The organism is Corynebacterium sp. L4757, from assembly GCF_043673995.1.
Taxonomy (GTDB): Bacteria; Actinomycetota; Actinomycetes; order Mycobacteriales; family Mycobacteriaceae; genus Corynebacterium.
The window spans coordinates 33,624-45,545 of record NZ_JBIMEN010000012.1 but is presented as its reverse complement, the minus strand read 5'-3'; the positions used below and the strand labels follow the sequence as shown (position 1 = coordinate 45,545).

Annotated in this window: 8 protein-coding genes, 2 pseudogenes and 1 other annotated feature; of the genes and pseudogenes, 4 read left to right on the top strand and 6 right to left on the bottom strand. The window is 56.3% G+C overall.

The window, feature by feature from the left end; genetic code table 11:
• Window positions 1-9 precede the first annotated feature (9 nt).
• From ACG98I_RS11880 to ACG98I_RS11870, 3 genes and pseudogenes are all read right to left on the bottom strand, one after another.
• A pseudogene (locus ACG98I_RS11880) lies at window positions 10-294 on the bottom strand (integrase core domain-containing protein); the annotation flags it as partial.
• Between the two features lie 10 nt (window positions 295-304).
• A pseudogene (locus tag ACG98I_RS11875) lies at window positions 305-1,505 on the bottom strand (IS30 family transposase).
• 89 nt (window positions 1,506-1,594) lie between these two features.
• Entirely contained in the window at window positions 1,595-2,407 is an 813-nt protein-coding gene (locus ACG98I_RS11870; protein WP_394720816.1) for a DDE-type integrase/transposase/recombinase, read from the bottom strand.
• Window positions 2,321-2,452: a sequence feature (AL1L pseudoknot), on the bottom strand. (Overlaps the previous gene by 87 nt.)
• Window positions 2,453-2,513: 61 nt before the next feature.
• On the opposite strand from ACG98I_RS11870, the gene ACG98I_RS11865 reads away from it, so the two are divergent.
• Window positions 2,514-3,641, top strand: a complete 1,128-nt coding sequence (locus tag ACG98I_RS11865) for an IS30 family transposase (protein ID WP_156845068.1) — start codon at window positions 2,514-2,516, stop codon at window positions 3,639-3,641.
• On the opposite strand, the gene ACG98I_RS11860 is transcribed toward ACG98I_RS11865, so the two are convergent.
• Both ACG98I_RS11860 and ACG98I_RS11855 read right to left on the bottom strand, forming a co-directional pair.
• Window positions 3,543-3,971 (bottom strand): hypothetical protein, encoded by a 429-nt coding sequence (locus tag ACG98I_RS11860; RefSeq protein ID WP_156845069.1) that lies wholly within the window; start codon window positions 3,969-3,971, stop codon window positions 3,543-3,545. The genes ACG98I_RS11865 and ACG98I_RS11860 overlap by 99 nt on opposite strands.
• A 173-nt stretch (window positions 3,972-4,144) precedes the next feature.
• Window positions 4,145-5,383: an Nramp family divalent metal transporter gene (locus ACG98I_RS11855; protein WP_075722081.1), complete on the bottom strand. Its 1,239-nt coding sequence runs from the start codon at window positions 5,381-5,383 to the stop codon at window positions 4,145-4,147.
• 503 nt (window positions 5,384-5,886) lie between these two features.
• Here ACG98I_RS11855 and ACG98I_RS11850 point away from each other — a divergent pair.
• Window positions 5,887-6,555, top strand: a complete 669-nt coding sequence (locus tag ACG98I_RS11850; RefSeq protein WP_034375509.1) for a metal-dependent transcriptional regulator — start codon at window positions 5,887-5,889, stop codon at window positions 6,553-6,555.
• Window positions 6,556-7,670: 1,115 nt separating this feature from the next.
• Window positions 7,671-7,925, top strand: coding sequence for a hypothetical protein (locus ACG98I_RS11845; protein ID WP_075723971.1), 255 nt, complete (start codon window positions 7,671-7,673; stop codon window positions 7,923-7,925).
• 208 nt (window positions 7,926-8,133) lie between these two features.
• Here the strand turns inward: ACG98I_RS11845 and ACG98I_RS11840 are convergent, their stop codons facing one another.
• Window positions 8,134-8,283, bottom strand: coding sequence for a hypothetical protein (locus tag ACG98I_RS11840; protein ID WP_156845171.1), 150 nt, complete (start codon window positions 8,281-8,283; stop codon window positions 8,134-8,136).
• A 317-nt stretch (window positions 8,284-8,600) separates the two neighbouring features.
• Here ACG98I_RS11840 and ACG98I_RS11835 point away from each other — a divergent pair, with 317 nt between their 5' ends.
• On the top strand, window positions 8,601-11,873 hold the full coding sequence (locus tag ACG98I_RS11835) for a type ISP restriction/modification enzyme (RefSeq protein WP_394720818.1): 3,273 nt from the start codon (window positions 8,601-8,603) through the stop codon (window positions 11,871-11,873).
• The last annotated feature ends 49 nt before the right edge of the window (window positions 11,874-11,922 follow it).

The following is an 11,922-nucleotide window of genomic DNA, read 5'->3' as shown; positions in this document are numbered from 1 at the left end:
TGGGGGCAGTTATGCTGCCTTGTTCAGTGTAGTAGATCGTGACTCAAACACGTCAGGTGGTATCTGTCCGCACCATGAATGCCGGCGTCGGGTGTTGTATCTGATGCACCAGCGGAAGACCTCTTGACGACATTGCAGCGGATTGGCAAAGACTTTCCTATCGCGGATAACCTCTCTTTTCATCGTGGCATTGAAAGATTCCGCCATAGCATTATCAGCGCTGGTACCGACCGCGCCCATGGACTGGGTCACTCCTAGAGCCTGACAACATGAGTTAAACGACGCTGACGTGTACTGGGTGAGTTCAACCGGTCGATGCAACACCGGTCTGTTGAAGTAATCGTAGCTGCTCGGCAAATACTTCCGCGGGCGTACGCCAGCCGAGAGCTTTCCGGGGCCGGTTGTTGAGCGCGAGAGCAACTGCTTCGAGTTCCTCGGCCGACCACCGAGACAGGTCGGTGCCTTTCGGGAAGTACTGCCGCAACAACCCGTTTGTGTTCTCGTTCGTCGGGCGCTGCCAGGGCGAGTGGGGGTCGGCGAAGAACACTCTCGTGCCAGTATCGAGGGTGAACTGCGCGTGCCCGGAGAGCTCTTTCCCGCGATCCCAGGTCAGGGTCTGGCGCAACTGGAGAGGCAGAGCAGACAGCGACGTCGCCAGTGCGGCGTTCATCGCGAGAGCCCCATAGCCGCCCAGCGCGGGACCGTTTTTCACTACGGGCTGCTCGTCCCAACCTTCTAAGCGAGGCAGATGCACTAGGATTGTGGAGCGGCTGGAGCGTTCGACGAGGGTCCCGATCGCCGAGCGACCGGTGCCGATTATCAGGTCGCCTTCCCAATTCCCGGCAACCGAGCGATCATCGGCCTCAGAGGGTCGTTTAGAGAGCACCACATCCTCGGTGACGTGTCCCTGTGGCTTGTTCCGTGACCGTTTCCGCGGCTGGCGCAGCGCCCGCCCGGTACGCAGGCAGGTTACCAGCTCGCGTTTGAGCGCGCCGCGTCCCTCGATGTAGAGCGACTGGTAGATTGCCTCCGGGCTGATACGCATGGACTCATCATCGGGGAAATCGATCGTCAATCGGTGGGAAATCTGTTCCGGGCTCCACGCTAGCGACCACCGTCGGTCAGCCCGATGAGGCTTGTTCAACCCCTTCCAAGGCGAACGCCGCTGGCCCATCGACCACGGTGCCATCAATCCGGTGCACCTTGCCTGCGAGACGGTCCTGCACGTACTGCCGCAGCGCGTCGTTTACGGCTAACTTCGCGGCTTTCGGGCGCTTCGCGGTCTCCTGCGCCTTCCACTGCGCCACTAGCGCTCGATACTCGGACCTTCCGCCCCTAGTCGCTGCGTTGCGGCGCAGTTCTCGGGAGAGCGTTGCCGGGTCACGCCCCAGTTCACGGGCGATCTCGCGCACGCCTTTGTCTTTGGCGCGCATCAGTGCGATCTCTTCACGCTCTTCGAACGACAGGTATCGGCCCGATGGTTCGGCCAGACTCAGTGGTGGCATACCGCCAGCGTGGCGGAACCAGCACATCCCGACGGGGACGGACACGCCCACCGCGTTCGCCGCTTCCGCCGTCGTCACCCCGGTCGCGATCAGCCGCCAGAACTGCCGCTGCACCACCCGCGACGGAGAAGGCCGTCCAGGCGACCGCATCGGCGGCCGCAGCGCCCGGTCTGCCCGCCACTGCCGACGAACCCTCTCGGGCGCATCTCCGGTCTTCGCAATCCAGTCTTTCCTCGCCACCAAACACCTCCGTTGTCAAGGTGTTGCGACGACCGATTGAATCCACCCTGCGCACCGGCATCGGAGTGATGGACAATGCCGGTGGCGGTGAAGCCCATCCGCGTCCGTTTCCGGCTGAACAACGCGTGTTCCAGGGCCATGAGCACCATCCGGGTGACCACCCAGCCGAGGATCATCCGCGAGTACGCGTCGACGATGAAGGCGACGTAGCAGAATCCCTTGCTGGTCCACACGTAGGTGAAGTCCGCGATCCACCACTGATCCGGACGCGTCGGATGGCTCCACCGCCGGTTGATCAGGTCCGGGTGCCGACGGTGGGCAGGGTGGGCCACGGTCGTTTTCTTGCAGTGCATCCCTCGTGAGACACCGTGGATGCCGGTGATCTTCATCAGCCGTTCGACCTGGTCACGCCCGATGGTCATGCCGTCGCGTATGGCGGTCTTCCAGAGCTTGCGCCGGCCGTAAACCTTGCGGTTTCCCTCCCACAGCCGAAAGATGCGGTGGGCATGGTAGGCCTCATCCAGCTCAGCTTCTGAGGGGCCGAAGCCGCGGGCCTGGTGGGCGTAAAAGGTGCTCGGGGCAATCGCGATGCCATGGGCAGTCAAGGTTTCGCAGATTGGCTCGACCCCGAAGCGCTTCCGGTAGGTGCGGATGAACTCCACGATCACCGAAGTTTGCGGTCGAGCTCCGCCTGAGCGAAAAAGCCGACTTAGACTCAACCCGTGAGTGCAACACCATCTCCGCCCACCTCATGAAGGGGAGAATCAGATGGCCACAATCGGACGGCCAGGCTTACCCAAAGATCAACGCCAGAAAGTCTGGGATCTATGGAAGACCGGTTCTTCCCTCAGCGAAATATCACGTGAAGTCGGTTCCCCGCCAGGATCAATCTTTTCCATTCTCCTGCCCCGGGGAGGGATTTATCTTCCCGCGCAGAAACACCGCCCAGGCTCTCTTACGCTGGCAGAGCGTGAAGAGATCTCCCGCGGTATAAGCGCCGGGATGTCCTGCCGCGCCATTGCCCGGATGCTCAACCGCTCGGCGTCGACCATCAGCCGCGAAATCAACCGCAACAAGGGCCGTCAGGCTTACCGCGCCATCGATGCCGATGATCGATCTTGGCGCCGTGCCCGACGACCGCAACGCTGCACACTCGCCAAGAACCCGGTCCTGCGCGGATACGTGGCCGCGCGCCTGCGTGAAGACTGGTCACCGGAACAGATCGCCGGACGACTCAAGATCACCTACTCTCCCACCTCGCGGATGCAGATCTCTCACGAGTCGATCTACAAATCACTGTTCATCCAGTCCAGGGGTGTGTTGCCGAAAGCCCTGCAGAAACGTCTCCGTTCCCGCCGGCCGATCAGGAAGGCACGCTCCAACACGACCAGTGGGCAGTGGCGCTCCCAGATCAAAGACGCCGTGCCGATCTCCCAGCGCCCGGCGGAGGGAGATGACCGGGCCCAGATCGGGCACTGGGAGGGAGATCTCGTCATCGGCTCCGGTCAGTCGCAGATCGCTACGGTGGTCGAACGCGCGACTCGGTTGACGCGGGTTGTGCACGTCCACTCCCGTCATGCGGCATCCGTGACAGCAGGACTCGTTCGTGAATTGCGGCATCTGCCGGATAGGGCGAAGCGGTCGTTGACGTGGGACCGGGGAATGGAATTGGCCGGTCATAAAGAAGTCGCTGCCGGTACGGGGATGAAGGTGTATTTCGCTGATCCTCATTCCCCGTGGCAACGTGGAACAAACGAGAATACTAACCGGTTGTTGCGGCAGTACTTTCCGAAGAAGTCATCGATGAAGGGCTTCAGTCAGGCCGATCTTGATGAGGTCGCTGACAAGCTCAACAACCGTCCCCGCAAGGTTCTCGGGTTCCGTACCCCCCGCTGAGCAGTACGAAGTGATGTTGCGTTGACGGATTGAACCCAAGGACGCCGTCTTCAAAATCTCATTGGCACGTCGCAGCTTGGCCACTTCCTTGGCCTGCTCGTCGTAGGCGGCCTGGAGTTGCTCGTAGGACAAGGAACTGGGCTCAGGAGCTTCGGCCTGCTTTTCCTGTTTGCGGATCCAGTTGCGCAAGGTGGATTCCTTCACGCCGAGAAGCTCGCCGATTTCCCGGCGAGCACCTGCCTTGGAGATGTCGCCTTCCTCCAGGCGTTCGAAGTACATGCGCACCGCGCGGTCCTGCGTGGCTGCGTCGTACTGACTGGGTCGTGCCATGCTGATCTTCCTCCTAGGGTAAAACCTAGTCTCCGACCAACCCAGGCCACCTCACACCATCTGAATCCCTCATCTGGTCAGGATTCGCAATGATGACTGGAAACCGTCAACCTTCCGCTTCCGATTCGTTGCTTGCCGGACGCAAAGACATGAAAAGCGCAGTCGATATGGGCTCAAACGATACCTGTTTCGAGCGCGATGAGTGCGATGTTGAGTGCAATGATTCCGGCAGTGACGAGCCAGCCCATCGCCGTTGTCCACCAAGTATTTACCGCGGATCCCATGAGCTTTTTTCGCGAGGTCAGCCACACCAGAGGAACGAGGGCGAACGGGATCCCAAAGGAGAGGATCACCTGACTCAGCACCAGGGCATACGTGGGGTCGGTACCGATCGCGAGCACGATGATGGACGGGATGATGGTGATCAGACGTCGGGTGAGGAGTTTCAGGCGGGTGCGGAAGAGACCGCCCATGATATCGCTCCCAGCATAAGCGCCGACAGCTGTCGAGGCGAGACCGGAGGCCAGGAGTGCGATCGCGAACATCCACCCGGCCGTAACTCCAAGCGCATTCTGTATGGCGGCGTGGGCACCTTCAAGGGTATCGGTGCCCGATACCCCGGGAAGAACGGTCGCAGCAACGAGCAGCATCACCAGGTTGACGGATCCTGCGATCGTGAGCGCGATCGTGACATCGACTCGAGTGGCTCGAATCAGCCGCGGCAACGGATAGGTCTTATCGATTCCGAAGCGGTCACGGGCAAGTGAAGAGTGGGCGTAGATCGCATGCGGCATAACCGTCGCCCCCAAGATGCTCGCTGCAAGCAGCACCGACTGAGTACCATCGAACCGAGGAATCATCCCCTCAAGGACAGCACCGGGTTCGGGCGGCGCCAGGAACAGGCCGTAACAAAATCCGACCACGATGACCATCATCAGGCCGATGATCGCGAACTCGAAGGTCTTCGCGTCCCGCCTAGCCTGTACCAGAAGCAAGATAGTGGAGATCAAGCCCGTGATGATCGCCCCCATCACGAGTGGAATGTCGAACAGGATCCACAGGGCTACCGCTCCGCCGATTACCTCGGCAATATCAGTGGCGATCGCCACGAACTGCGCCTGCAGTCCGTATAGGACCCGACCTGGTCGGCTCTTGATGCGCTTCCCCAGGAGCTCAGCCATGCTCGACCCCGTGGCCAAGCCCAACTTCGCGGACATGTACTGGATCAACCAAGCCGCCATATTGGCCGCAACAATCACCCACACCAGCAAGTACCCAAACTGCGCTCCTGCTGACATATTGACCGCCACATTGCCCGGATCAAGGTAAGCGACCCCCGCCACCAAGGCAGGGCCAAGCAGCCAAGCGGTCTTGCGGCCCCGGGTTTTGGGCTCGGCGATTCCGGCACTCATCTCGTTGTCTCACACCTTGTCAAACAGTCGTTACAAAAACTTCGTTCTGTCCAGCTTTACTGCGCTGCCTGGTCAACCATCATCGTTTTGTCCGACGACCCGGGACCAGGCCTCCGGGCCATTCCAGATGCGCGGGCCAAATAGCGCGTTGCCCTCATCGTCGGTCTCGGGCCAATCCATCAGCAGCTCCTCAGGGAGCAGCTCGCCGACGGCCGCTGCCGGTCCCCGCCCGGGCCCACCATGAGGGCCACCTCGGCCTCGGGGGCGATGTGGGCGACGGCGTCGGCCAGGTAACCGGTGGTGGCGTACACCTCGAGGAGGGCATCGCCATCCGTGGCCACGGCGGTGGCGGTCAGCAGGTGTCGTCTCCGGGTCACATCAACTCTCCTAGGTGGAAATGAATATGAAAGTTCATTATATTGAGCTTTCGGTAATCCTAACCATGAACTTTCCGCTCGGCAAGTGGGGTTCCACCCCCGACGGGGTCCGATAAACTGGGGAGCATGCACGTAAGCGACCTGCCCGACCGATCACAGGACTATCTGAAGGCGATCTGGACCGCCACCGAGTACTCCGGCGGATCCGCCCCCCTCGGGGAACTGGCCGCTCGAGTGGGACAGAAGACAACGACCGCCTCCGAGGCGATCCGGCGTCTGGCCAACAAGGGGCTGGTCAAACAGGAGCCTTACCGCGGGGTCATGCTGACCCCGGAGGGGCGGGAGCTGGCGGTGGCCATGGTGCGGCGCCACCGGCTGCTGGAGACCTTTCTGGTCCGGGTGCTCGACTACACGTGGGATGAGGTGCACGAGGACGCGGAGCTTCTCGAACACGCCGTCTCGGACCGGTTCCTGGCACGCATCGAGGCCCATCTGGAACATCCCGACCGTGACCCGCACGGAGACCCCATCCCGGACGCCCAGGGGCAGGTCAAGAAAGTGGAGGGGGTCAGCCTTGCCGCGGTCGGCGAGGGAGAGTCGGTCACAGTCGAGCAGATTGATGACCGGGACCCGCAGCTGCTGCGCTACCTGGCTGACCATGGAATAGTGCCCGGCACACGCCTGACCGTGCCGGGCGTTCCTGTGGCGGGCATGTTACGGGTGAAGGTCGGTGACAAGGAGGTCACCATCGCCGAGACAGGCCTTGAAGATATTCGCGTTCAACGAGGTGACTGAGACATCTGCTGACTTGGATCCCGACGCCGAGATGAAACTGCGTGTCTAGAAATCCAGGAAGCGATACGCGGGCCCGAACCCCGGAAAGTGGACACGGGGATTTAATCAAGATGCGATAGTTAGTGTAACCGATCCGGCGGCTTCGAAAACATTCGGCGAACGGTAGCCGCATCCCCTATCATCCTTCAGGCATGTTGTTTCACCATCAATCCTTAAGGGGTATCGCTAGATGTATTCCTGCTATACATCGGCATTTAGCCGGTGAAAGCCCGACTATTTCACTCATCTTCTCTATCCCACTTAAGGGGGAAACCATGCGCTCGAAAGTATTTGCGGTAATAGCTTCGGCCCTACTGCTTAGCCAAGCAGGAATTGCTGGTGCAAACGAGGCTTCTCAAGATTCCAGCACGACACAAGTAGCGGAAGCCTCGGCTCCGCTCCCGCCAGATTTTGACACCCTCGAACCCGCCGAAGATGGACCAACCATAAAACCACAGTCAGCTAATGGCTCTACTTGGGCTCCAGGAGGCTTAGGGGCTGCAAATACACTCTTCGTAACCGGCAGGGGGACATGGGTTGACAATATTGCTATGTCATATGTAGTTGGGACAAAGCCCGATAATGCTTGCGTTGATAAGTTTGAGATAGCCTATAGGGAAAAAGGGCAAAGAAAGGTCCGCACATCTGGACCTAATTGTGCTATCTACCGCACAACACATACTTTTCAGGTAAAGAGGAACCTTGACCCAAATACCAAAGTCTGTGGTAGGGCACATGTGCGTTCCGCAGGTCCAGGAAACTGGGCCTGTATCACCATTAAGCCTTAAGGAGAAGTTATGGGTGAGCTTTTAATTATAATTGCTAGTTTGAGTGTCACTCTTCTAGTTCCGGCGTTACTGATAGCGATCCTAGTTATTCTCCTTAGGCAGAATAAAAAGTAGGTTCCAAAACTTCCCTTTGAACTCCGCACGGATTGCCAAGCCCGCCTTGGGCTTGCGTGGCTCCGTGTCGGAGTTTTGAGCGTTGTGCCACAAGCGGAGGGGATTGCTCGCGCAGCAGAATTTATTGAGATCTCCGGGATTGAAGAAAACTGCTTTAGAGGTTGGTGACTGTAAGTGAGTAAAGTATCTGAATCTGCATTTAGCAGCGCGGGCGGGTGGCTAGTCTCGTTTGTCATGCTCTATGTTGCCATTGCTGTGTCGTTTACCAGTGTTGAAAGGACTCCGCTAGTAGTTGGTGGCGTGGGTGTTTTTCTATTTATGTGGGCTATCGAGTCCGCCCAGGATAAAGACTACAAAGGAGGCGGACTTCCTTTCTTTGCTGGAGTAGCAATTGTACTCAGCGCAGTTACCGCAGCAGTCGTACTGTAAAGCCCGTTCGTCCTGTGCCTCATATACGGTCGCTACGTCTGGTACGGTCGCTACGTCTGGTACGGTCGCTACGTCTGGTACGGTCGCTACGTCTGGTACGGTCGCTACGTCTGGTGTACATTGGAGGTATGGACAAAGCCTCCGCTGGTGTAGTCCGATAAAAGGGAATACCCCGCGTGCGTCAACACAAACGGGGCATTCCTGAGAGCTAGAACAGTCCGAGAAGTTGTAGCTTCTCGATCCACTCTGGGCCGTGCTCGATAAGAGCTACGATGACCGGAATGAAAGGCACTGCCAGTATGCCCACTGGTGGTGCCTTCTTTTCGTTCTGCTCCTCTTCAGCATCATAAGAATCCATTTCTGGACCTCCTTGCGTGAGGATATTCGTCTTCGGCTTTCCACACCGTGCAACGTCTAACCCTCTACTTCGCAGTGGAGCTAGCCGCCGCGCGAAGCCGAAGGTTGCCTGATGTCCCGAGTGCCTGCTGATACTTCTCGCCTGGCAGACCTCGGGCGGCAACATCTCTACCTTACTAAAGAGAAACTATTAGATAGGAAACCGCTTATAGAGCGCACTTCCAACTCTGTTTGAGGTAGTTTTGCCGGATTGTTCAACCAACTTTAGCTTCGCTGGTCTGCAGTAATAGATGAGTTAATTCGCTGTATAGTCGCGATATGGACGTTTTCGATACTCTCGTGGCTCAATTCGGGGCGGCAGCTAAAGACAGTCTCAATGGGCCAGGGGAGCCAGAGGCTGCGTTAGCCACTCCAGTAGATAATTTACTGCGAGAGTACGGCGAAAAGATTCTTAGCAGGAAAGTTGTCCTGCATGCCGAAGTTCGGGAGGACTCCGGCACTGTGCGGCCAGACTTTGGTGTAAGAATCGATGGGTTAATGTCTGGCCACGTCGAATTAAAAAAGCCTGAAACATCGCTGGACCCAGATACCTACAGCAAATCCTCGCACAACGGTAGACAGTGGAAACGCCTGAGTAAACTGCCTAACCTGCTTCACACCAATGGTCTGGAATGGCGGTTGTGGCGCTATGGCGAACTCGTGGCCATGGCGCACTTACCGGCGTCCTCGTTAACCAAGTTCAAAGGCGCTATTGCTGCGCCACCTGAGCTAGACACCGTATTGTCGAGCTTTTTGTCCTGGACTCCCACACCGATTACAACAGTTACTCGCCTAGTCGATACCATTGCGCCACTTGCTGCGCTTTTGCGTGAAGAAGTCCTGGAATCACTTCAAGCCAACCGGCGCAATGCAAAAGCTACAGGACGAGAAGAAAACTCCTATCCATTTATCGGCCTGAAACGCGACTGGCGTGCCAGTTTGTATCCGAACGCCACTGATGAAGAGTTTGCAGATGGGTTCGCGCAAACAGTTGTCTTTGCCCTCGTTATTGCCCTATCTGACGGAATGGACTTTAACAATATCCAGCTGCGAGATATTGCCGAAGGACTGCAATCGAAACACAGCCTGCTGGGGCGTTCTTTGGACTTGCTAACCGAGCATATTAAAGGCTCAACAGTCGGGTTAGTCCTAGAGACTATTATCCGCACGCTCTCGGCGACCGACTGGCGAGCTATTTCTGGCGGTAATCAAGATGTCTATCTGCATCTTTACGAGCACTTCCTCAATACCTACGACCCAGCCCTGCGCAAGAAGTCTGGCTCGTACTACACACCCACTGAAGTCGTTGCCGCAATGACCCGACTCACCGACCAAGCCTTACAAAAGTATCTATCCATCCCCGAGGGGCTATCCGCAGACTCGGTTGCTGTCATCGACCCCGCAATGGGTACCGGCACCTACGGTTTGAGTATTGTTCAGCATGTTGCAGCCCAAGCAGAAAAGTACGGACCTGGCGCTGTGGCTGATGCAGTAACTTCCGTGGCAAAGCGCTTATACGGAATCGAACTGCAATCAGGACCATTTTCGGTTGCCGAGCTACGCCTGAGCCAAGCTATCCAAGAATTCGGTGGCCAGCTTCCCGAAAATGGAATGCACCTTTACGTCGCCGATACTCTCGAAGATCCACAGTCGGGAACAAACCGCGAATTAAGCTATACGCTGCAACTTATTGCACAGCAACGCCAGCGAGCGAACCGCGTCAAATTAGAAACTCCTATACAAGTCTGTATCGGAAACCCTCCGTACAAAGACAAGTCCGAGGGCCTGGGCGGCTGGGTCGAAAAAGGTAGCACCAATAGTAACCACACCCCGCTTGATGATTTCCGCAAAGAAGGCAATGGCAGATACGAGTATGTGCTGAAAAACCTTTATGTCTATTTTTGGCGCTGGGCAATGTGGAAAGTCTTTGAAAGCATCCCCCATTCCACAGATGGTGTTGTCTGCTTTATTACAGCGACCGGATATCTCAACGGTCCTGGATTTAAGGGCATGCGTGAATGGATACGTCGTAATACCTCACGCGGTTGGATTATTAATCTCACCCCAGAAGGAAAACAGCCACCTGCAAAAAACGCCGTATTTAACATCGAAACGCCCGTAGGTATCGGCCTTTTTATCCGCAATAAAGAAAACGACGATACTGAACCAGCGGAGATTAAATACATCGACCTGCACGGTACCCGAGAGGAAAAGTTCAGTGCATTAAGCAATCTTGACCTTGACAGCGATAGCTTTCAAGACACTGGCGATAACTGGGATGATGGATTCACTCCCAAAGCCAGCGAACAATGGGGAAACTACCCAGCGCTCAACGATATGTATCCATGGACAGCGCCCGGGGTTAAGCCAAACAAAACCTGGGTGTACGCACCAGAACGCGCCATCTTAGAACAGCGCTGGGATGAACTCATACAAGAAACAAGCCTGGAGAGAAAACGAGAACTATTTAAAGAAACCAGTTCTACAAAAATTGATGCTTCAAAATCTCCCTTGCCTGGCTTAGATACTGAACAAGACACTGGAAAACCTATTATCAACGTGGCATGGCCAAGTAGGCCAGCAATTGTCGAGGTAGGGTACAGGTCGTTCGACCGCCAGTACATAATTGCAGACAGCAGACTTCTTCATCGAGCTAGCCCGGATCTCTGGGCGGCACGTTCACCAGAGCAGATATTCCTAGTTGAACAACATGCCCACTATCCCAAGGCAGGGCCAGGGCTTATGCTCTCCAGTCTTATACCCGATATGGACAAATTCAATAATCGTGGTGGGCGAGCGCTTCCTATGTTGCACCCTGATGGTCAACCCAACACCGCTCCGGGGCTATTAGCAGCACTATCGCAACACTTCGGTAGAGAAATTACGGTGGAAGAACTTACTGCTTATATTGCAGGTATTTCCGCGCACCCTGGATATGTAGAAGCGTTTGATGAAGAGCTGCACTATGACAGTAACCATGTGCCACTTACCGCAGATATAGAGCTGTGGGATAAAGCCGTGGAGATTGGTCAGTTCATTATCTGGCTACACACCTTCGGAGACCGTGGCAATGCCCCCAACAACGCGCAGAATCTGTTTGATGTTGAAAGCACGTTGCCGTTGCCAACCTATGACACTGCCGTTGGTGTTGGAATGCCGGACGATGTTACCTATGACGAAAAGACGCAAACTATTCATCTAGGCAAGGGCACCTGGTCGAATGTGTCACCAGCAGTATGGAGCTACACAGTGGGTGGAAACTCCACCATTAAATCCTGGGTGGGCTATCGCCGTAAAAAACCTAAAGGAAGAAAGTCCTCACCACTCGATGACATCATCACCACAAGCTGGCCAACCCAATGGTCTAGGCAATTTCATGAACTCCTAGTTACGCTTACCCATTTAATTCAGCTCGAAGCTGAACAGAAGGAACTCCTGGAGCAAATCATTGCTGGCGAACAACTAACTAAAGACGAATTAGCCTTTCATGGGGTGCAGTGGCCAGCAGAAAATAAAGATCGGAAACCACACTTTCCAGGCGATCTATTTTAAAATTCTGGCTATTAGACATTTGTTCGAAAGCCAGGAGATTATGTCGAAG